Origin of the sequence: Cellulosimicrobium sp. PMB13, assembly GCF_051294865.1 — a bacterium.
In the GTDB taxonomy this organism is placed as follows: Bacteria; Actinomycetota; Actinomycetes; order Actinomycetales; family Cellulomonadaceae; genus Cellulosimicrobium.
In genome coordinates this window covers 2,054,816-2,076,989 of record NZ_CP145910.1, presented here as the reverse complement: position 1 = coordinate 2,076,989, position 22,174 = coordinate 2,054,816, and the positions used below count along the sequence as shown (strand labels likewise).

14 protein-coding genes are annotated in these 22,174 nt (G+C 68.6%); all 14 read right to left on the bottom strand.

Annotation, left to right across the window (positions count from 1 at the left end):
* Nucleotides 1–2: 2 nt before the first annotated feature.
* Nucleotides 3–665, bottom strand: a complete 663-nt coding sequence (gene rplC / locus V5D56_RS09415) for a 50S ribosomal protein L3 (protein ID WP_435738768.1) — start codon at nt 663–665, stop codon at nt 3–5.
* Nucleotides 666–679: 14 nt separating this feature from the next.
* Nucleotides 680–988, bottom strand: coding sequence for a 30S ribosomal protein S10 (gene rpsJ / locus V5D56_RS09410; protein ID WP_012867945.1), 309 nt, complete (start codon nt 986–988; stop codon nt 680–682).
* A 491-nt stretch (nt 989–1,479) separates the two neighbouring features.
* Entirely contained in the window at nt 1,480–2,676 is a 1,197-nt protein-coding gene (tuf, locus tag V5D56_RS09405) for an elongation factor Tu (RefSeq protein WP_435738767.1), read from the bottom strand.
* A 131-nt stretch (nt 2,677–2,807) separates the two neighbouring features.
* The gene (gene fusA / locus V5D56_RS09400) at nt 2,808–4,910 is read right to left on the bottom strand and encodes an elongation factor G (protein WP_435738766.1); all 2,103 of its coding nucleotides are present in this window, start codon (nt 4,908–4,910) and stop codon (nt 2,808–2,810) included.
* A 115-nt stretch (nt 4,911–5,025) separates the two neighbouring features.
* A complete protein-coding gene (rpsG, locus tag V5D56_RS09395; protein ID WP_229243431.1) occupies nt 5,026–5,496 on the bottom strand; it encodes a 30S ribosomal protein S7 in 471 nt (156 codons plus the stop codon).
* Entirely contained in the window at nt 5,496–5,870 is a 375-nt protein-coding gene (gene rpsL, locus V5D56_RS09390) for a 30S ribosomal protein S12 (protein ID WP_021479869.1), read from the bottom strand. The genes rpsG and rpsL overlap by 1 nt, the downstream gene beginning before the upstream one ends.
* A 490-nt stretch (nt 5,871–6,360) precedes the next feature.
* Nucleotides 6,361–10,242, bottom strand: a complete 3,882-nt coding sequence (locus V5D56_RS09385; protein ID WP_435738765.1) for a DNA-directed RNA polymerase subunit beta' — start codon at nt 10,240–10,242, stop codon at nt 6,361–6,363.
* Nucleotides 10,243–10,396: 154 nt separating this feature from the next.
* Nucleotides 10,397–13,921 (bottom strand): DNA-directed RNA polymerase subunit beta, encoded by a 3,525-nt coding sequence (rpoB, locus tag V5D56_RS09380; protein ID WP_435738764.1) that lies wholly within the window; start codon nt 13,919–13,921, stop codon nt 10,397–10,399.
* 528 nt (nt 13,922–14,449) lie between these two features.
* Nucleotides 14,450–14,839 carry a 50S ribosomal protein L7/L12 gene (rplL, locus tag V5D56_RS09375; RefSeq protein ID WP_435738763.1) on the bottom strand — a complete coding sequence of 130 codons (390 nt, stop codon included), beginning with the start codon at nt 14,837–14,839 and terminating at the stop codon, nt 14,450–14,452.
* A gap of 113 nt (nt 14,840–14,952) precedes the next feature.
* Nucleotides 14,953–15,483 (bottom strand): 50S ribosomal protein L10, encoded by a 531-nt coding sequence (gene rplJ, locus V5D56_RS09370; protein WP_251153528.1) that lies wholly within the window; start codon nt 15,481–15,483, stop codon nt 14,953–14,955.
* A gap of 293 nt (nt 15,484–15,776) precedes the next feature.
* Nucleotides 15,777–16,304, bottom strand: a complete 528-nt coding sequence (locus V5D56_RS09365; RefSeq protein WP_435738762.1) for a GNAT family N-acetyltransferase — start codon at nt 16,302–16,304, stop codon at nt 15,777–15,779.
* Between the two features lie 4 nt (nt 16,305–16,308).
* On the bottom strand, nt 16,309–17,547 hold the full coding sequence (locus tag V5D56_RS09360; protein ID WP_435738761.1) for an MFS transporter: 1,239 nt from the start codon (nt 17,545–17,547) through the stop codon (nt 16,309–16,311).
* Nucleotides 17,548–18,004: 457 nt separating this feature from the next.
* On the bottom strand, nt 18,005–20,608 hold the full coding sequence (locus V5D56_RS09355) for a CHAT domain-containing protein (protein WP_435738760.1): 2,604 nt from the start codon (nt 20,606–20,608) through the stop codon (nt 18,005–18,007).
* 32 nt (nt 20,609–20,640) lie between these two features.
* A complete protein-coding gene (locus V5D56_RS09350) occupies nt 20,641–22,155 on the bottom strand; it encodes a S8 family peptidase (RefSeq protein ID WP_435738759.1) in 1,515 nt (504 codons plus the stop codon).
* Nucleotides 22,156–22,174: the final 19 nt, after the last annotated feature.

Here is a 22,174-nt window from a genome sequence, read left to right as displayed (position 1 = left end):
GTTCACGCTCCCTTCGCGGCGCTACGGACGAGGACGACGCCGCCCTTGGGGCCGGGAACCGCGCCCTTGACGAGCAGCAGACCCTTCTCGGCGTCGACCGCGTGCACGGTCAGGTTCTGGGTGGTCTGGCGGTCGTGGCCCATACGACCCGCCATGCGCAGTCCCTTGAAGACGCGCGACGGGGTCGAGGCGCCACCGATCGAACCAGCCTTGCGGTGGTTGCGGTGCGCACCGTGGGAGGCGCCGACGCCGGAGAAGCCGTGACGCTTCATCACACCGGCGGTGCCCTTGCCCTTGGTCGTCCCGGAGACGTCGACCACGGCGCCGGCCTCGAAGGCCTCGGCGGTGATCTCCTGGCCGAGCGTGTACTCGGCCGCGTCGGAGGTCCGGATCTCGGCGACGTGACGGCGCGGCGTGACGCCGGCCTTCTCGAAGTGGCCCTTGAGGGGCTTCGTCACCTTGCGGGGGTCGATCTGGCCGTAGGCCAGCTGCACGGCGGCATACCCGTCGACGTCAGCGGTACGGACCTGCGTGACGACGTTGGTGCCGACCGCGACGACAGTCACCGGGACGAGGCGACCGGCCTCGTCCCAGAGCTGGGTCATCCCGAGCTTGGTCCCGAGCACGGCCGTGACCGGTCGGGTGTTCTGCTGGGGGGTAGTCATGATGTCCTCCAGCCTCAGAGCTTGATCTCGATGTTCACGTCGGCAGGCAGGTCGAGACGCATGAGCGAGTCGACGGCCTTCGGCGTGGGGTCGATGATGTCGATCAGCCGCTTGTGCGTGCGCATCTCGAAGTGCTCGCGGCTGTCCTTGTACTTGTGAGGCGACCGGATGACGCAGAAGACGTTCTTCTCCGTCGGCAGCGGCACCGGACCCACGACCGTTGCACCAGCGCGCGTCACCGTGTCGACGATCTTGCGCGCCGAGCTGTCGATGACCTCGTGGTCGTAGGACTTGAGCCGGATGCGGATCTTCTGTCCCGCCATGGCGTCGTCTGACTCTCTCTCTCGAACCGCTAGCTGTCCGACCCCCGCGCTCGGGCGTGTCGCGTATTCACGACGCACCAGGGCGCACGCGCCGAGAGGCGCAGGGCCGTTGGATATGTGAGCCCACCGCGCACCGTGCTCACGCACGACGCCGCAGCATCGGACCACAACGTTTGTCGAGCCTGGTCGGAACGTGTGTTCCGCGGGGTGCTCGATCCATGTCGACAGAGAGCTCAACCCGCAGATCCGGGTGATTCCACCCGGGATCCGTCCTCGCTGTGCGAGGACCGGTTCAACACACTGTTCGACACGTGAAAGAGCGCGCCCGTTGCAGGCAACCTGAACAGTTTGCCACACGAACCCCCCTGCGTCCAAACCGGGACGGCAAGCATCGCTATGACACCCCCCTCTCCCCCGCCCAGACGGCACGAGGGCCCGGCACCTCGCGGTGCCAGGCCCTCGTGGCGGTGCTGCCGACAGGCAGCGTCAGATCACTTGAGGATCTTGGTGACGCGGCCGGAGCCCACGGTGCGGCCACCCTCACGGATGGCGAAGCCGAGGCCCTCCTCCATGGCGATCGGCTGGATCAGCGCGACCGTCATCTCGGTGTTGTCGCCCGGCATGACCATCTCGGTGCCCTCGGGCAGCGTGATGACGCCGGTGACGTCGGTGGTGCGGAAGTAGAACTGCGGACGGTAGTTCGAGTAGAACGGGTTGTGACGCCCACCCTCGTCCTTGCCCAGGATGTAGACCTGCGCCTCGAAGTCCGTGTGCGGCGTGATCGAACCCGGCTTCACGACGACCTGGCCGCGCTCGACGTCCTCGCGCTTGATGCCACGCAGGAGGAGACCGGTGTTGTCGCCGGCCTGCGCCTGGTCCATCTGCTTGTGGAACGTCTCGATACCCGTGACCGTGGTCTTCTGCGGGTTGCGGATGCCGACGATCTCGACGTCCGAGTTCAGGTCGAGCGTGCCACGCTCCACCTTGCCGGTGACGACGGTGCCACGACCGGTGATCGTGAAGACGTCCTCGACGGGCATGAGGAACGGCTTGTCGAGCTCGCGGACGGGCTCGGGCACGTTCTCGTCGACGGCCTCCATGAGCTCGACGATCTTCGCGGTCCACTCGGCGTCGCCCTCGAGGGCCTTGAGGCCGGAGACGCGCACGACGGGAGCGTCGTCGCCGTCGTAGCCCTGACCCGAGAGGAGCTCACGCACCTCCATCTCGACGAGCTCGAGGATCTCCTCGTCGTCGACCATGTCGGACTTGTTGAGCGCCACGAGCAGGTACGGCACGCCGACCTGGCGGGCGAGCAGGACGTGCTCGCGCGTCTGGGCCATCGGGCCGTCGGTCGCGGCGACCACCAGGATCGCGCCGTCCATCTGGGCGGCACCGGTGATCATGTTCTTGATGTAGTCGGCGTGACCCGGGGCGTCGACGTGCGCGTAGTGGCGCTTCGGCGTCTCGTACTCGATGTGCGCGATGTTGATCGTGATACCGCGCTGCTTCTCCTCGGGAGCCGCGTCGATCTCGTCGAAGTTGCGCTGGACGTTCGCCGGCAGGTCCGGGTACGTGTCCGCGAGCGTCTTCGAGATCGCCGCCGTCAGCGTCGTCTTACCGTGGTCGACATGACCGATGGTGCCGATGTTGACGTGCGGCTTGGTCCGCTCGAACTTGGCCTTAGCCACTGGGGTCCTCCTGGGACTTGGGTAGATGTGCCGAACGTTTGCGAATGTCGACCGAAGGATCCTACATCCGCGGGGCGTTGCGGTTGCCTACAGGTTGATGGTTGTGCGGAACTGCTACGACCTGTGGGGTCTCACTCGCCCCGGGTCTTCTTGATGATCTCTTCGGCAACGTTCCGAGGAACCTCGGCGTAGTTGTCGAACTGCATCGAGTACACGGCACGGCCCTGGGTCTTCGACCGGAGGTCACCGATGTACCCGAACATCTCTGACAACGGTACGTGGGCCCGGACGACCTTCACACCCGTCGCGTCCTCCATGGACTGGATCATTCCACGACGTGAGTTCAGGTCGCCGATGACGTCGCCCATGTACTCCTCGGGCGTACGCACCTCGACCGCCATCACCGGCTCCAGCAGAACCGGGTCCGCCCGCTTGACGCCCTCCTTGAGGACCATCGAGCCGGCGATCTTGAACGCCATCTCGGACGAGTCGACGTCGTGGTAGGCGCCGTCGATCAGCGTGGCCTTGACACCCACCAGCGGGAAGCCGGCGAGGACGCCGTGCTGCATCGCCGACTGGATGCCCTGGTCGACGCTCGGGATGTACTCGCGCGGGATGCGACCACCGGTGACGGCGTTCTCGAACTCGTAGAGCTCGCCCTCGGCCGTGTCGAGCGGCGCGAAGGTGACCTGGACCTTCGCGAACTGCCCGGAGCCACCGGTCTGCTTCTTGTGCGTGTAGTCGATCTTCTCCGCCGTGCGGCGGATCGTCTCGCGGTACGCGACCTGGGGCTTGCCGACGTTCGCCTCGACCTTGAACTCGCGACGCATGCGGTCCACGAGGATGTCGAGGTGGAGCTCGCCCATGCCGCCGATGACGGTCTGGCCGGTCTCGTCGTCCAGCTTCACGCGGAACGTCGGGTCCTCCTCGGCGAGCTTCTGGATCGCCGTCGAGAGCTTCTCCTGGTCGGCCTTCGTCTTCGGCTCGATCGCGACGTCGATGACCGGCTCGGGGAACGTCATCGACTCGAGGATGACCGGGTTCGCCGGGTCGGTCAGCGTGTCACCCGTGGTGACGTCCTTGAGACCGATGAACGCGTAGATGTGGCCGGCCGTCGCGTCGTCGACCGGGTTCTCCTTGTTGGAGTGCATCTGGAAGAGCTTCCCGATGCGCTCCTTCTTGCCCTTGGTCGAGTTGAGCACCTGGGCGCCCTGCGCGACCTTGCCCGAGTACACCCGGACGTAGGTGAGCTTGCCGAAGAACGGGTGTGTCGCGACCTTGAAGGCGAGCGCGGAGAACGGCTCGGTGGCGTCGGGGTGACGCTCGACGACCTTCTCCTCGTCCTTCACGTCGTGGCCCTCGATCGCGGGGACGTCGAGCGGCGACGGCAGGTAGTCGATGACCGCGTCGAGCATGGGCTGGACGCCCTTGTTCTTGAACGCGGAACCGCACAGGACCGGGAAGGCCTCGCCGGCGATGACGAGCTTGCGGATGCCGGACTTGATCTCGGCGACCGACAGCTCCTCGCCCCCGAGGAACTTCTCGAGCAGCTCGTCGTCCGCCTCGGCGACGGCCTCGACCAGGTCGGCGCGGTACTGCGCCGCCTTCTCCTGGAGGTCCGCGGGGATCTCCTCGGTGTCGTACGCCTCGCCGAGCTTGGTCTCGCCGTGCCAGACGAGCGCCTTCATCTCGAGCAGGTCGACGACGCCGGTGAAGTCGTTCTCCGAGCCGATCGGCAGCTGGATGACCAGCGGCTTGGCCTTGAGGCGGTTCACGATGGTGTCGACCGTGAAGTAGAAGTCGGCGCCGAGCTTGTCCATCTTGTTGACGAAGCAGATGCGCGGGACGTTGTACTTGTCGGCCTGGCGCCACACCGTCTCCGACTGCGGCTCCACACCCTCCTTGCCGTCGAAGACGGCGACGGCGCCGTCGAGCACGCGCAGGGAGCGCTCGACCTCGACCGTGAAGTCGACGTGGCCCGGGGTGTCGATGATGTTGATCTGGTTGTTCTTCCAGTAGCAGGTCGTCGCGGCCGACGTGATCGTGATGCCGCGCTCCTGCTCCTGCTCCATCCAGTCCATCGTCGACGCGCCGTCGTGCGTCTCACCGATCTTGTAGTTCACACCGGTGTAGAACAGGATGCGCTCGGTGGTCGTGGTCTTCCCGGCATCGATGTGGGCCATGATGCCGATGTTGCGGACCTTGTTCAGGTCGGTGAGCACGTCAAGTGCCACGGTCTGTTTCCCTCGCTAGGTGGGTTGAGTCGGGGGCGCTGCTCGGACCGGGGTGGCCGGCCGGAGACCCGCCGACGGCCCCGGGGACTTCAGTCCACGGGGCCGGTCGGGCGGACTACCAGCGGTAGTGGGCGAAGGCCTTGTTGGACTCCGCCATCTTGTGCATGTCCTCGCGACGCTTGACCGCGGCACCGAGGCCGTTGCTCGCGTCGAGGATCTCGTTCATGAGGCGCTCGGTCATGGTCTTCTCGCGACGGGCGCGCGAGTAGTCCGTGAGCCAGCGCAGCGCGAGGGTCGTGGCACGCGTGGGGCGCACCTCGACGGGGACCTGGTAGGTCGCACCGCCGACGCGGCGCGAGCGGACCTCGAGCGCGGGACGCACGTTCTCGAGCGCACGCTTGAGGACGACGACCGGGTCGCCGTCGGTCTTCGCCCGGACGCCCTCGAGGGCGCCGTAGACGATCGACTCGGCGGTGGACTTCTTTCCGTCGAGCAGCACCTTGTTGATGAGCTGCGTGACGACGGGCGACCCGTACACGGGGTCGACGATGAGCGGCCGCTTCGGGGCCGGGCCCTTGCGAGGCATCAGCTCTTCTCCTTCTTGGCGCCGTAGCGGCTGCGGGCCTGCTTGCGGTTCTTCACGCCCTGCGTGTCGAGCGCGCCGCGCACGATCTTGTAGCGCACACCCGGGAGGTCCTTCACACGACCACCGCGCACGAGCACGATGGAGTGCTCCTGCAGGTTGTGGCCGACGCCGGGGATGTAGGCCGTGACCTCGACCTGGGAGGAGAGCTTCACGCGAGCGACCTTGCGCAGCGCGGAGTTCGGCTTCTTCGGGGTGGTGGTGTACACGCGCGTGCACACACCGCGCCGCTGCGGGGAACCCTTGAGGGCGGGAGTCTTGGACTTCCCGACCTTCGAGGTCCGCCCCTTGCGGACGAGCTGCTGGATCGTAGGCACTACGTCTCCGTGTCTTCTCGAGCTGTACCGGGGCTATCCCCGGTGGTGGTCGTGCTGGCTGGTGGAGCCGATCGCACGAGGCACCCGCAGCGCTCGACACGCTGCAGCAGCCACCTACCACCGGCCCGATGGTCCGTCCCCTGCCCTGGCACGCGAGGCGTCGCCAGAACCGGATCCGGAATGCCCGGGCACTCACATCGGCCCGTCCGGAGATCCAGCGCGGCGATGAGCGACAGTGCGCCGGCGATCGCTCGCTGAGCACGGTCCCGCCAGGGACATCACGGAGGGCCCGACGGCGCGGGCACGGTTTACCAGGTTACCTGCCACCCGTGGGGTAGTCAAAGGCGCTGGTCGGCGTCCTGGGAGGACGCACGGGTGGGACCGTCGGGACCGGCGCGACGGTCCGGGAACGCGGACGGGTGCCCGACGACGCAGGGCGAGCCTGCGTCGTCGGGCACCCGTCAGGTGCCGCACCTGCTGGTGCGGGACGTCAGCGGTAGTCGCCGAAGTCCAGGTCCTCGAGCGGGATCGCCTCGCCGGAGCCCATGCCGAGCGCCGGGAAGTCGATCTCGTCGTAGCCGAAGCTCGGGTAGAGCTCCGTCTTGGCCTGCTCGGTGGGCTCGACCGTGACCTTGGTGTACCGGGGAAGACCGGTACCGGCCGGGATGAGCTTACCGATGATGACGTTCTCCTTGAGGCCGAGCAGCGGGTCACGACGACCGCTCATCGACGCCTCGGTGAGCACGCGGGTCGTCTCCTGGAAGGAGGCGGCCGAGAGCCACGAGTCCGTCGCGAGCGACGCCTTCGTGATGCCCATCAGCTCGGGACGGCCGGAGGCCGGCTGGCCGCCCTCCGCCACGGTGCGACGGTTCGCGTCCTCGAACCGGCCGCGCTCGGCCAGCTCGCCCGGGAGCAGCGGGGCGTCGCCCGAGTCCAGGACCGTGATCCGGCGCAGCATCTGCCGCACGATGACCTCGATGTGCTTGTCGTGGATGTCCACGCCCTGGGAGCGGTAGACCTCCTGGACCTCGTCCACCAGGTGCTTCTGCGTGGCACGCGGGCCGAGGATGCGCAGGACCTTCTTCGGGTCCACCGCACCCTGCACGAGCTGCGTGCCGACGCCGACGTGGTCGCCGTCCTGCACCAGCAGGCGGGCACGCTTGGTCACCGGGTACGCGATCTCCTCCGAGCCGTCGTCCGGCGTCAGCACGAGGCGACGCGAACGCTCGGAGTCGTCGATCGTGATGCGGCCCGGGAACTCCGCGATGGGCGCCTCACCCTTGGGGGTGCGGGCCTCGAAGAGCTCCGTGACACGCGGCAGACCCTGCGTGATGTCGTCGGCCGACGCCACACCACCGGTGTGGAACGTACGCATCGTCAGCTGCGTGCCCGGCTCACCGATCGACTGGGCCGCGATGATGCCGACGGCCTCGCCGATGTCGACGAGCTTGCCCGTCGCGAGCGACCGGCCGTAGCACTTGGCGCACGTGCCGACGCGCGACTCGCACGTGAGGACCGAGCGGACCTTCGCCTCGCGCACGCCCGCCGCCACGGCGGCGTCGATGAGGACGTCGCCCGCGTCGTCGCCGGCCTTGCCGATGACGTTGCCGTCGGCGTCGACCAGGTCGGACGCGAGGGTCCGCGAGTACACGCTCGTCTCCACCTTGGGGTGGCGGACGAGGATGCCCGCGAGCTCCTCGGCGATCGGCATGGTCAGGCCGCGCTCCGTGCCGCAGTCCTCCTCGCGGACGATGACGTCCTGCGAGACGTCCACGAGACGACGCGTGAGGTAGCCCGAGTCGGCGGTCCGCAGAGCGGTGTCCGCCAGACCCTTGCGGGCACCGTGCGTGGCGATGAAGTACTCGAGGACGGACAGGCCCTCGCGATAGTTGGACTTGATCGGGCGCGGGATGATCTCGCCCTTCGGGTTCGCCACGAGACCGCGCATACCGGCGATCTGACGGACCTGCATCCAGTTACCACGAGCACCCGAGCCGACCATGCGGTAGACCGTGTTGCGGTCGTTCGCCTCGAGGTTCTCGCGCATGACCGACGCGACCTTGTCCGTCGCCTGGGTCCAGATCTCGATGAGCTCCTGACGGCGCTCGTCGTCCGTGATGAGACCACGGTCGTACTGCTGCTGGACCTTGAGCGCGCGCTCCTCGTGCTGCTCGAGGATCTCGGCCTTCTCCGTCGGGGTGGCGACGTCGGAGATCGCGATCGTCACGCCCGAGCGGGTCGCCCAGCGGAAGCCGGCGGCCTTGAGGGCGTCGAGCGAGGCGGCGACCTCGACCTTCGGGTACCGCTCGGCGAGCTCGTTGACGATCGCCGAGAGGCGCTTCTTGTCGACCACCGAGTTCACGTACGGGTAGTCGACGGGCAGCGTCTCGTTGAACAGCGCACGACCGAGCGTGGTGTCGAACAGGATCGGCTGACCCTGCTCCCAGCCCTCGGGCGCCTCGAAGCCGGAGACCGGCGGGACGAGGTCCGTGGTGCGGATCTTCACCGGGGCGTTGAGGTCGAGCGAGCCCTGGTCGAAGGCCATGATCGCCTCGGCGACGGACGAGAACGAGCGGCCCTCGCCCTCGGCACCGGTCTTGTCGCTCGTCAGGTGGTACAGGCCGATGATCATGTCCTGCGAGGGCATGGTCACCGGACGGCCGTCCGACGGCTTGAGGATGTTGTTGCTCGAGAGCATGAGGATGCGGGCCTCGGCCTGCGCCTCCGCGCTCAGGGGCAGGTGGACGGCCATCTGGTCACCGTCGAAGTCCGCGTTGAACGCGGCGCACACGAGCGGGTGCAGGTGGATCGCCTTGCCTTCGACGAGCTGCGGCTCGAACGCCTGGATGCCCAGGCGGTGCAGCGTCGGCGCACGGTTCAGCAGGACCGGGTGCTCCGTGATGACCTCTTCGAGGACGTCCCACACGACCGGGCGCGCGCGCTCGACCATGCGCTTCGCGCTCTTGATGTTCTGCGCGTGGTTGAGGTCCACGAGCCGCTTCATGACGAACGGCTTGAACAGCTCGAGCGCCATCTGCTTGGGCAGGCCGCACTGGTGGAGCTTGAGCTGCGGGCCGACGACGATGACCGAACGGCCCGAGTAGTCGACGCGCTTGCCGAGCAGGTTCTGACGGAAACGACCCTGCTTGCCCTTGAGCATGTCGGAGATCGACTTCAGCGGGCGGTTGCCCGGGCCGGTGACCGGGCGACCGCGGCGGCCGTTGTCGAACAGCGAGTCGACGGCCTCCTGGAGCATCCGCTTCTCGTTGTTGACGATGATCTCCGGCGCACCGAGGTCGAGCAGGCGCTTGAGCCGGTTGTTGCGGTTGATCACGCGGCGGTACAGGTCGTTGAGGTCGCTCGTCGCGAAGCGGCCACCGTCGAGCTGCACCATCGGGCGCAGGTCCGGCGGGATGACCGGGACGGCGTCGAGCACCATGCCCGTGGGCGAGTTCGTCGTCGTGAGGAACGCGTTGACGACCTTGAGGCGCTTGAGCGCACGCGTCTTGCGCTGGCCCTTGCCGGAGCGGATGGTCTCGCGCAGCGAGTCCGCCTCGGCCTCCAGGTCGAAGTCCTGGAGACGCTTCTGGATCGCCGCGGCGCCCATCGAGCCCTCGAAGTACGTGCCGTAGCGGTCCTGGAGGGCGCGGTACAGCATCTCGTCGCCCTCGAGGTCGGCGACCTTGAGGTTCTTGAACCGGTCCCAGACCTGGTCGAGACGGTCGAGCTGGGCGTCCGCACGCTTGCGGATCTGCGTCATCTCGCGCTCGGCCGAGTCGCGGACCTTGCGGCGCGCGTCGGCCTTGGCACCCTCGGCCTCGAGCTCGGCCAGGTCGGCCTCGAGCTTCTGGGCGCGGGCGTTGATGTCGTTGTCGCGAGCGTCCGAGATCTCCTTCTTCTCCAGGTCGATCTCGTTCTGGAGGTTCGGGAGGTCTTCCTGGCGACCCTCGTCGTCGACCGACGTGATCATGTACGCCGCGAAGTAGATGACCTTCTCCAGGTCCTTCGGGGCGAGGTCGAGCAGGTAGCCGAGGCGCGAGGGCACGCCCTTGAAGAACCAGATGTGCGTGACGGGCGCGGCGAGCTCGATGTGGCCCATGCGCTCACGGCGGACCTTCGAGCGCGTCACCTCGACGCCGCAGCGCTCGCAGATGATGCCCTTGAAGCGCACGCGCTTGTACTTGCCGCAGTAGCACTCCCAGTCCCGGGTGGGGCCGAAGATCTTCTCGCAGAAGAGTCCGTCCTTCTCGGGCTTGAGGGTGCGGTAGTTGATGGTCTCGGGCTTCTTGACCTCACCGTGCGACCACGCACGGATGTCGTCGGCCGTTGCCAGGCCGATGCGCAGCTCGTCGAAGACGTTGACGTCGAGCAAGGTGTCCTACTTCCTTCGTCTGCCGGGGCGCGGTCCCTGCACGGGGAACGTCGCCGTCGGCTTCATCAAGACGGGGTGGAACGAATGGGGTGCGGGGAGGGGCGGGAGCGGGGCCCGGTCGTGGGACCGGGCCGACGCTCCCGCCTGCCCGAGATCAGATCTCGTCGACGCTCGCGGCGGCGTTCGGACGCCGCGACAGGTCGATGCCGAGCTCCTCCGCCGCGCGGTACACGTCGTCGTCGGACTCCCGCATCTCGATCTGGACGCCGTCGCTCGAGAGCACCTCGACGTTCAGGCACAGCGACTGCATCTCCTTGAGGAGCACCTTGAAGGACTCCGGGATGCCCGAGTCGGGGATGTTCTCGCCCTTGACGATGGCCTCGTAGACCTTCACGCGGCCGGGGACGTCGTCGGACTTGATGGTGAGGAGCTCCTGCAGCGTGTAGGCCGCGCCGTACGCCTCGAGGGCCCACACCTCCATCTCGCCGAAGCGCTGACCGCCGAACTGCGCCTTACCACCCAGCGGCTGCTGCGTGATCATCGAGTACGGGCCCGTCGAGCGCGCGTGGATCTTGTCGTCGACCAGGTGGTGGAGCTTGAGGATGTACATGTAGCCCACCGACACCGGCTCCGGGAACGGCTCGCCGGAGCGGCCGTCGAAGAGACGGGCCTTGCCGTCGCCGCCGACCATGCGGTCGCCGTCGCGGTTCGGGATCGTCGACGAGAGCAGACCCGTGAGCGCGTCCTCCTGGAGGCCGTCGAACACCGGGGTGGCGACGGGCCGGCCGGGCTCGGACGACGCCGCGATGTCCGGGACGTGGGTCTTCCACCTCGAGCCGTCCTTGCTGACGGTGTCCTCGGCGAGGCTGATGTCCCAGCCCTGCTTCGCGATCCACCCGAGGTGCGTCTCGAGGACCTGGCCGACGTTCATGCGGCCGGGGACACCGAGCGGGTTGAGGACGACGTCGACCGGCGTCCCGTCCTCGAGGAACGGCATGTCCTCGACGGGCAGGATCTTGGAGATGACGCCCTTGTTGCCGTGACGGCCGGCGAGCTTGTCGCCGTCCGTGATCTTGCGGCGCTGCGCGATGTAGACGCGGACCAGCTGGTTCACGCCGGCGGGCAGCTCGTCGCCGTCCTCCCGGTTGAACTCGCGCACGCCGATGACCGTGCCGGACTCGCCGTGGGGCACCTTGAGCGACGTGTCGCGCACCTCGCGCGCCTTCTCGCCGAAGATCGCGCGGAGCAGGCGCTCCTCCGGGGTCAGCTCGGTCTCGCCCTTCGGCGTGACCTTGCCGACCAGGACGTCGCCCGCGCCGACCTCGGCACCGATGCGGATGATGCCGCGCTCGTCGAGGTCCGCCAGGACGTCCTCGGAGACGTTCGGGATGTCCCGCGTGATCTCCTCGGGGCCGAGCTTGGTGTCGCGCGCGTCGACCTCGTGCTCCTCGATGTGGATCGAGGAGAGCACGTCGTCCTGCACGAGACGCTGGCTGAGGATGATCGCGTCCTCGTAGTTGTGGCCCTCCCACGACATGAACGCCACGAGGAGGTTGCGGCCGAGCGCGAGCTCGCCCTCGTCGGTCGCCGGGCCGTCCGCGAGGACGGAGCCGACCTCGACGCGCTGGCCCTCGTCCACGAGCACGCGCTGGTTGTAGCTCGTGCCCTGGTTCGAGCGTCGGAACTTCGCGGCACGGTAGCTCGTGGTGGTCGCGTCGTCGTTCGCGACGACGATGAGGTCCGCGGAGACCTCGGTGACCACGCCGGGCTTGGTCGCGACGATGACGTCACCGGCGTCGACCGCGGCGCGCCACTCCATGCCGGTGCCCACGAGCGGGGCCTCGGAACGGACCAGCGGCACGGCCTGGCGCTGCATGTTCGCACCCATGAGGGCGCGGTTGGCGTCGTCGTGCTCGAGGAACGGGATGAGCGCGGTCGCGACCGAGACCATCTGGCGCGGCGAGACGTCCATGTAGTCGACCTGCGCGCCGGGGACGATCTCGACCTCGCCGCCCTTGGTGCGCACGAGCACGCGCTCGTCCGCGAAGGAGCCGTCGGCGTTGAGGACCTGGTTCGCCTGGGCGATGACGTGACGGTCCTCGTCGTCGGCGGTCAGGTACTCGACCTGGTCGGTGACCTTGCCGTTGGTGACCTTGCGGTACGGCGTCTCGATGAACCCGAACGGGTTGATGCGCCCGTAGGACGCGAGCGAGCCGATGAGGCCGATGTTCGGGCCCTCAGGGGTCTCGATCGGGCACATGCGGCCGTAGTGCGACGGGTGGACGTCACGGACCTCCATGCCGGCGCGGTCGCGGGACAGACCACCCGGGCCCAGCGCGGAGAGGCGACGCTTGTGCGTCAGGCCCGCGAGCGGGTTGTTCTGGTCCATGAACTGCGAGAGCTGCGACGTGCCGAAGAACTCGCGGATCGACGCCACGACCGGGCGGATGTTGATCAGGGTCTGCGGCGTGATCGCCTCGACGTCCTGCGTCGTCATGCGCTCGCGCACGACGCGCTCCATCCGGGACAGGCCCGTGCGGACCTGGTTCTGGATGAGCTCGCCGACGGCGCGGATGCGGCGGTTGCCGAAGTGGTCGATGTCGTCGGTCTCGACGCGCACGTCCACGGCCTCGCCGGCACGACGGCCGGGGATGGTCGCGTGGTCGGCGTGCAGGGCCGCGAGGTACTTGATCGTCGCGACGACGTCCGAGACGGACAGCGTCGAGTCGGTCAGCGGCGCGTCGATGCCGAGCTTCTTGTTCGCCTTGTAGCGGCCGACCTTCGCGAGGTCGTAGCGCTTCGGGTTGAAGTAGAAGTTCTCGAGCAGCGCGCGGCCGGCCTCGACCGTGGGCGGCTCGCCCGGGCGGATCTTGCGGTAGAGGTCGACGAGCGCCTCGTCCTGCGTGTGGACGTGGTCCTTCTCGAGCGTGTCGAGCACCGACGGGAGGTCCGAGAACTCCTCGCGGATCTCGGACTCCGTGAGGCCGAGGGCCTTGAGGAGCACGGTGACGGACTGCTTGCGCTTGCGGTCGACGCGCACGCCGACGGCGTCACGCTTGTCGATCTCGAACTCGAGCCACGCGCCGCGCGACGGGATGATCTTCGCGGAGAAGATGTCCTTGTCGCTCGTCTTGTCGGCCGTGCGCTCGAAGTACACGCCGGGCGAGCGGACGAGCTGCGACACGACGACGCGCTCGGTGCCGTTGATGATGAAGGTGCCGCGCGCGGTCATGAGCGGGAAGTCGCCCATGAAGACCGTCTGGCTCTTGATCTCACCGGTGTTGTAGTTGACGAACTCCGCGGTGACGAACAGCGGCGCGGCGTACGTGAAGTCCTTCTCCTTGCACTCGTCGGCCGTGTACTTCGGCGGCTCGAAACGGTGGTTGGAGAACGAGAGGGACATCGAGGACCCGAAGTCCTCGATCGGCGAGATCTCCTCGAAGATCTCCTCGAGCCCGGACGTCGCCGGGACGTCCTGGCGTCCGGCCGCGTTCGCCGCGGCGACGCGGGCCTGCCACGCCTCGTTGCCGAGGAGCCAGTCGAAGCTCTCGGTCTGGAGGCCCAGCAGGTCGGGGACCTCGAGGGGCTCGAAGATCTTGGCGAAGGAGACGCGCCGAGAGGCGGTGCGGTTCGCGATGGCGTCGGCGGACGGAGCAGAAGGGGTGCGCGAGGCAGCCAAGAGGGGTCCTTCCCTGCAGATCGAAAGAACGCTGCACCGCCCGGCTGGTCGCGATCACCGCCGCCACGACTCCTCGCGGACGCGCACGTACGTCGTCGAGGGGGTCGGGGGTATCTGAGATCGTGGGCACAGGACAGCGCAAAGCGTTAGCATACCCCCTACGAGCGTGCACGTCCACCCCGACCGCGCACCGACCTGCCGGGCTCGACCCGGCGCCGTCCGGCACCCTGCCCGGTACTCCTCCGGCGGGCTTCGTCGCCCACCACACGCTCTCCGAGCACTGGTGCCCGGCCGTTCGTCGGCTCCGCTGTCTGGTGCTGTCCTGTGCTGTCCTGCTGCTCTGCATCGTCGACCCGCACATGGTGGCACACACCACGCCCATCCGGGAAGCCGGTCGGCACCACGGGCGTGCCGCCGGCGGCGCGGCCGGTCACGAGCGCGCCCCGACACGACGAGGCCCGCACCCCCTGCGGGGTGCGGGCCTCGTGCGGTGTGACGACCGGTCCCGTCAGGACAGGACCGGCGAGATCACTTGACGGTGACCGTGGCGCCGGCGCCCTCGAGGGCAGCCTTGGCCTTGTCCGCGGCCTCCTTGGTCGCGCCCTCAAGAACGGGCTTCGGGGCGCCGTCCACGAGGTCCTTGGCCTCCTTGAGACCGAGGGACGTGAGCGCGCGCACCTCCTTGATGACCTGGATCTTCTTGTCGCCGGCAGCCTCGAGGATGACGTCGAACTCCGTCTTCTCCTCGGCCTCCTCGGCGGCGGCAGCGCCACCGGCAGCGGCCGGGGCGGCAGCGGCGACGGGGGCGGCAGCGGTGACCTCGAAGGTCTCCTCGAAGGCCTTCACGAACTCGTTGAGCTCGATGAGGGTGAGGTCCTTGAACTGCTCGATGAGCTCTTCGGTGCTGAGCTTCGCCATGATGGCGTTCCTTTCGGTTGGTGCTCGGCCACGGCCCGTGGCGGGCCTGCCAGAAGCGGGGTGTGTGCTTGCGCTGTCGTGATCACGTGCCGGTCATGACGACCAGGACGGGATCAGGCGGCAGCGCCCTCCGATTCCTGCTTCTGACGCAGGGCATCGATGACGCGGGCTGCCTGGGCGGTGTTCGCGGTGAAGACGTACGCGGCCTGGAACAGCTTGGCCTTCATCGCGCCGGCCGCCTTGGCCAGCAGGACCTCGCGGGACTCGAGGTCCGCGAGCTTCGTGACCTCCGCAGCGGTCAGGGGGCGCCCGTCGAGGACACCGCCCTTGATGACCAGCGCGGGGTTCGCCTTGGCGAAGTCACGCAGACCCTTGGCTGCCTCGACCGGGTCCCCGGTGACGAAGGCAATGGCCGACGGGCCCTGCAGGTCGGCGTCGAGTCCCTCGACACCGGCCTCCTTGGCCGCGATGGCGGTCAGCGTGTTCTTCACCACGGCGTAGGTTGCGTTGCCGCTGAGCGACCGACGCAGCTGCTTGAGCTGCGCGACGGTGAGCCCGCGGTACTCGGTCAGCACGGCAGCGTTCGAGTCGCGGAACTTGTCCGAGAGCTCGACGACTGCGGCTGCCTTGTCCGGCCTCGCCATGGCAATCCTTCCGGTGGTGGTACCACCGGCGTGGCCCCGCAACGAGAAAGAGCCCCGCGCAGGCGCGGGGCTCGGTGTCGCTCGCACGGCGGGGCCGGGCGGACGTCGTCGATTCGCTACCTGCGCTGGCCTCCACCTCGTGGTGGGACTTCGGCCTTCACGACCTGCAGAGGAATCTGCGGGCAGCGTCGGACGACCGGCGGTCTTGGGTACGCGCCCATCGTACGGGACGACGGCGCGTGGTCCAAACTGCTCCCGTCCGTTCGCCGGACATGGATCCCGTCCCGGCTGTCCTAGTGCTCCGCGGCTACATCCATGCGGTGCAGCTCGTGCCGCATGAGCAGGGCTGAGCCGCCATCGACGCCGTAATAGTCCGCAACCGAACCGAAGGGCTCGAACCCGTGCTTTCCGTAGAACTCGATCGCTACCGAGTTGCTCGGGTGGACCTCCAGATCGACGCTAGCTGCTCCAGCCCTGCGCGCGACGTCGAGCGCAACTCCGAGCAGTCTCGAACCGATCCCGTGTCGGCGGACATCCTTCGCGACCGCGAGCGATGCGACACCGCACCGCTCGCCACGAGGCTCGATGCCGACGTAACCCCACAGCACAGAGCCCCCGTCCCGACCGACGCGTTCGGCGACGATGAGCAGGCAACCCCAGTCCTCGCGGCGCAGGTATACCTCCTCTGCCCATGCGTCGTCCCCGAATGCCTCTCTATCGAGGGCGACGACGGCGGCGACGTCGTCGTCCGTCAGTTCGCGGAGCGTCGGACGGGCGGAGAGGTCAGCGTCGAGTAGTGCCGCTCTCAGCTCAGCGACCACGATCTCACGCAAGTCGGAAGTCCCGGATCTCGCGCCTCCGCAACGGAGCCAACATCAGGAGCAGGAAAGCCAGCCCGAAGACAACCACGGTGAAAGCGAGTGACGTTGCGGTGACCAGCAGTCCGAAGACGACGGTCGAGAGTGGGACGAGACAATCGTCACCCACCCGCGTGATGGCGATCATCCGGCCCAGGTAATTCTCCTCGATCGCCCCCACGAAGACAGCGCTCAGGAGCGCGGAGGACCAGCCGGCAGTCAGGCCGACGAGAGCGCTCGCGACAAGCAACCAGGCGACTCCGCCGAATCCGAGCGTAGCGATCAGTGCCGCCTCTGCTGCGAGAAGGAGGTATGCCAGCAGGGCCACACGTGCGTTCTTCAGCAGGAGCGCGAGCAAGGCACCGGCGACGGCACCGACCCCGATAACGACACCGACCGCACCCAAAAGTTCAGCACCTGCTCCGAGCGTGTCGACCCTCAACGCCATTCCCACGCCGAGAACCGGTGCCACGAAGACGTTGACCGCGGCGAACGACAGGACGAGCGACCGAGTGTCGCTGTTCGCACGGAGAAAACGCACCCCTTCAGCGACGCTCGAGAGAATCGAGCCGTCCGCCTCTCGCGGCCACGAGTAGCGGGCTCGGAAGACAAAGAGGAGAACGGCTGTGACGAAGAGAAACGCCACCACGTTCAGTGCAGCGCTGCCCGTGATCGACCATCGAGCGACAACGACACCCGCGGCAGCCGACCCCAGGAGCCCCGCGACGCGGTTCACGGTCTGGAAGACGGCCGCGTATGCGGGAAGGTCGCTCGGGTGGACAAGCTCACGAGCTGCCACCGACGCAGCGGGCTCGTAGAAGGCGTCGCATATTCCCAGCACGACGGCGACGATCACTAGGAGGGCGGTAGTCGGTCCTAGCGTGGCGCTCATTGCGATAAGGCCGGCGAGTGCGAGCAGACGGCCGACGTTCGACCAGATCATCACTGACCGTGAGCCATGTCGGTCGGCGCTAGCACCACCGAACAGCAGCAGCAGCGCCCGGGGCAACGTGCCGGCAGCGACGATGAGACTCGCCGCCGAGGGAGAGGCGAGCTGAACTGCGGTCCATGCGAGACCGATTGTCCACACCGCTTCGGAAAACTCGGACAGTGCCCTGACGGCGATCCATGCGTGCGCAACGCGATCCCGCCGAAAGACCGGTGACTGTCTCGGGGACGCGGTCTCCGTCACCGATGTGTCGCTCATGGGACCCCCTGCGATCACTCGAGTCGAAGCGAGGTGCCGGGGATTCGACCCCGGCACCTCGCACTAGGCAGCCAGTTCGTAGGCGACGTTGACCGACGCGTGAGTCGCCTCCGGCGGCGGAGGCGGCGGCGGCACGAACAACGGCGTCGTCCGACGACCCACGACCTCCGGCGGCGGAGGCGGCGGCGGCACGAACAACGGCGTCGTCCGACGACCCACGACCTCCGGCGGCGGAGGCGGCGGCGGCACGAACAACGGCGTCGTCCGACGACCCACGACCTCCGGCGGCGGAGGCGGCGGCGGCACGAACAACGGCGTCGTCCGACGACCCACAACATGTGTTGACGCAAGGCGGGACAGAGACATGAGAACCCCCATACTTTCTCTTGAACGGCACCCGAAAGTTAGCAGACGTGGCGGGTCGCAACAAGGGTCCGTGCGCCCGAGAGCTCGTCGGTCAGCGATGCCCCTGACCTGCATCAATGACCAGAGGGCCGAAGCACACGAGAGGCACGGCATCGGGTTCGTCGACGATCGCGCGAGCGAGGGCCTCCCCCGGCTTGGCGCCTGCGCGCAGCTCGGCGTGGAGCGCGGGCATCACTCTCGCCGCCACATCGTCTCGGAGCGCCGCGACGCTGGCGATCACGGCACGGGCACCCAGGCGGAGAAGGACGCTCGTCAGCCCGAGCGACTCTCCGCCGATCCGCACCGTCGACAGCCCGGCCTCACAGGCGGAGAGGACGACGATCGCGCCACGAAGGTCGACGCCGTCGAGCTCGTAGGCGAAGAGCGGTCCGTCAGCGAGGCGGAGGGACGAGAACAGCGGGTTCTCGCTCTCATGAGTCCCGTGCGCAGCAAGGTGGATGATCCGCGCGGAGGACAGGGCGGCCAGCGTCTTCTCACAGGTCGCGTCGGCGCCGACGAGGAGCCTCGCCTCACCCCACGCTGCCGCCACGAGCTCCGCCTCCTCGGTCGAAGCGCGAAGGTCCGGCCCGGCGATCACGAGGACGTCGTCGGACGGAGAACGAGACGAGTCCGGCTGGTGATCGACCCAGGAGTTCACCCACGTCCGCAATCCTCGGCGTGAAGGCAGCGCGGACCAGGGGATGGCCAGGAGGATGTCGCGAACGGTGAGGTGCAGCGGGCCGTCCGCCCGCAGCGGCGCGATGAGCGTCTCGTCGAGCCAATCCAGGGCCCGCGCCAGGGACCCGCTCGCCGCCGATCGCATGACGACCGGGATGAGGGCGTTCGAGAGGACGTCCATGTCGGCGCGCGCGCGACGGACGCGCTCCGCGATCTCCTGCGTGGTCCCGAGGGTCAGCAGCTCGGGACGCGCGCCGTCGAGGCGAACGGCTCTGACGAGGCCGCCGGAGGAGACGAAGTTCGCGACGACCGCCCCGGTGGCGGAGGACCGCAAGGCCGCGTTGACCTCGCGTGCTGTCGCCGCTCGCACTGCGGCGGAGTCGCCCGACTGGCGCCAGGAACGCTCGCGAACCCGTTCCTGGAGTCGTCGGGCACGCCGCGTCAGGTCTTCTCGCTGCTCACGAGCAGCACCGTTCTCCGGCAGCTCACGCGCCTGGACGAGGAGCGCCCGGGCTTGAGTGAGGAGCTCCGCGGCCTCCGCGTCGGCGGGTGGTGTCACCCGTCCAGGTCCGGCGAACGTCGCACGTGCTCGTTCCATCGCGTCGAAGAGCGCAGCGGGGCTACCGGACGCCAGTGCGGCGCCTCGATCAACCCAGTGGAGCTGAACGCCGTGGACCGCGGCGGCGGCGACGGACTCCGCGGTCCCGAGCCGGGACCGATGCTCGGCGAGGAGACGAAAGCCCCGCCGCACGGCCCGGAGCCCGTCCTCGCGACGACCCGACGCGAAGGAGAGCTCGGCCAGCACCGCGAGATGCTGCAGCCGCAGGGTCAGTGGCGCTCCGCGAAGGGTTCGCGGCAGCGCGGCGAGCACCCGACTTCCCTCGTCGTGGTCACCCGCGACGATCGCCCAGTGGGCGGCGATGATCCTGGCGGCCGCTCCGGGGTCGTAGCCCATGACGGCGCCGCCGAGCGCGCCGCGTTGCGCGAGCTCGATCGCCTCGTTGGCCCGACGCCGTGCGAGCGCCCGGGAGGGCGCCAGGCCGGCCCGCACCTGGGTCAGTTCCGCCTGGTGCTCGAGGACGCGGGCGAGGATCGCGCGCGGTACGTGGCCGGCTCGCTCGAACCGTCGGCGGGCGATCCCGGCGACTCTCCGAGCCTCCGCGAAGTCTCGAAGCCCCAGCAAGCACCTCGCGCGATAGAACTCCGCCTCGGCACGGTCCAGGCGATAGCGCGACGCTGCGAGTCGCGGGATGGCCTCGGCGAGGACCTGCTCGGACTCCTCCCACAACCCGGCCTCGAACAGGACCTCGGCTCGACCGAGCATGGAGATCCCGTCGTCCCACTCCGGCGCGGCCGACGCCGCCTCCGACATCGCCTGGAGGGCGCCCGGCAGGTCTCCCTGGACGTGCCGCACCCAGCCGATGTTGTGACGAGCGATCGCGACGAGGACCGGATGTCCCAGCCCGCTGAAGTGCTCGTGCGCCGCCTCGTAGTCCGCGAGCGCATCGTCGAAGCGACTTAGCTCGACGTGGACGTTCCCTCGGTTGAGGAGGACGGTCCCGACGTCACGGTGATGCGTCCCGTCGAGCGTGAGGAGGGCGCGCGTCGCCAGCTCCAGGGCGTCCTTCGGACGACCTCCACGATGGAGGAGAACGCTGCGCTGTCCCAGGACTGCACCCGAGAGCGAGGGGACCTTCCCCTCGCCCACGGCGACCGATGCCCGGTCACAGATCTCGAGCGCATCCTCCAGAGATCCGGTTCTCGCGAAGACACAGGTGGACAACCCGAGCAGTGCGCGGACCCGGAGGGTCGTCCACGTCTCGTGCACTCGTCGAGACGGTGCTGGCGGAAGGCGATCGAGGCGCCGGAGGAGCCCGACGTACGCGTTCTCGGCACGCTGCCACTGCGCACGAACGTTGAGCTCGCGCGCGCTCTCCAGCATCGCCATGAGGCGGTCCGTGGTGTCGACGTCAGACATCCGTGAGCGGACGCACCTCCTGCTTCAGGGCACTATGGCTGCACCGACTCCGCGAAGAGGTCGTCGGTCCCAAGCACAGCATCCCATGCCGCATGCACCCGGGATCCGGGAGCGGTTCCGCTGACGCGGGCGGCGAGCAGTGACTTCGCGAGCTGTCCGGCGAGCACCGGCGCGGCGAACGAAGTCCCGCTCCATACTCCGAACCCTCCGCGGAAGTCGTCGGGGTCGAGGGACTCGCGGAGCCCGTCGGCAGTCCAGCGCCACGGGAGCTGCGGGCCGTCGAACGTCGTCGGCATGCTGCTGACGACCTGGACCCCGGGCCGGGTGCAGGTCACCCACGGTCCGTCGTTGCTGAAGTCCGCTACCGTTCCGTTGGGGTTGCTCGCGCCGACCACGAGCAGCGGCGTGTACTCGGGGTCGAGGTCCGACGGTTCCGCGGGCGTCGCACCGCCCGCTGCGCGGTGCACGGGAGGGGCCCACGCTGCCGGGACGACGGCGCGCGACGACCCGTCGTTGCCCGACGAGACGACCACCAGCACGCCCTCGCGCCGCAGGTCGCGCAGCACCCCACGCAGGATGCCCTCGTAGTCGTCGTCGTCCATCGACTCCGGATAGAAGCCGACCGCGAGCACGACGACGTCGACGGGGGCGGCTCCGGCGTCTCCCCCGAGGGCTCGGAGGTGGTATTCGAGCAGTCGCTCGAGCGTCCGGGCGAGGTCCCACTCGGAGACGCTCCCGTCGCCGGAGAGGACACGGACCGGGAGAATCGCCGCGTCCGGGCACACCTGGTGGACCACACCGGCGATGAAGGTCCCGTGGCCCGCGAAGGGGTCGAGCGGCGCGTCGGACCCGTGGAGGTGACCGCCGATCTCCGCCGCCTGGGCCGGCTCGTCCTGCGGATAGGTCCCGATCGGGGCGCCGTCCACCTCGGCGTCGTGGATCACCACTCCGGCCGACTCGTCGAACCACGGGTGCTCGCCAATCCCGGTGTCCACGACTGCCACGACCGGCCGAGCGACGTCACCGGCCGCGCTCCAGGCGTTCGGGCCCTCGTCCAGCACACGATGTGGTGCCGGCCCGACTCGATCGACAGGGCGTCGACTCCCCGTCGTCCCGAATCCGACGCCGCCACGATGCGCGAACAGGACGTGGTCGAGCCCGAGCCGCTTGCGGTCCTCGGCATCCAGATCTGCCGCCACGTCGTCGAGGATCTCCCAGGCGTCGGGCTCGACGTCCGCGCCATCAGCGGCCTCGAGGGACAGGGCGAGGCCGACTCGTGGAGTATGGGACCTCGACGGAGCGGGGGTGAGCGTCTCGTCGACGAGACGCAGTCCACGCCGGTTCGCCCGGTCGCGCAGCGCCTCGACGAGCGGGTCCTGCTCGTCGCCCGGCGACGTCCGCAGGATGAGCCGGTCGCCGACGAACCGGGTCGGGGCGACACGGCCCTCGGTCCGTCGCTGACGCGCGGGGTCGAGCTCGCGGACGGGGCGCCAGCCGCGGGCATGGTCGAGAACGCGCAGGGGGACAGCTTGAGGGGACTCGCTCACGAGATGGCCTTTCGGTGAT

Coding starts and splice junctions, on each gene's coding strand:
- rplC (WP_435738768.1), bottom strand. CDS start 665: ATGACTACCCCCCAGCAGAACACCCGACCGGTCACGGCCGTGCTCGGG.
- rpsJ (WP_012867945.1), bottom strand. CDS start 988: ATGGCGGGACAGAAGATCCGCATCCGGCTCAAGTCCTACGACCACGAG.
- rpsG (WP_229243431.1), bottom strand. CDS start 5,496: ATGCCTCGCAAGGGCCCGGCCCCGAAGCGGCCGCTCATCGTCGACCCC.
- rplL (WP_435738763.1), bottom strand. CDS start 14,839: ATGGCGAAGCTCAGCACCGAAGAGCTCATCGAGCAGTTCAAGGACCTC.
- rplJ (WP_251153528.1), bottom strand. CDS start 15,483: ATGGCGAGGCCGGACAAGGCAGCCGCAGTCGTCGAGCTCTCGGACAAG.
- V5D56_RS09360 (WP_435738761.1), bottom strand. CDS start 17,547: ATGAGCGACACATCGGTGACGGAGACCGCGTCCCCGAGACAGTCACCG.
- V5D56_RS09355 (WP_435738760.1), bottom strand. CDS start 20,608: ATGTCTGACGTCGACACCACGGACCGCCTCATGGCGATGCTGGAGAGC.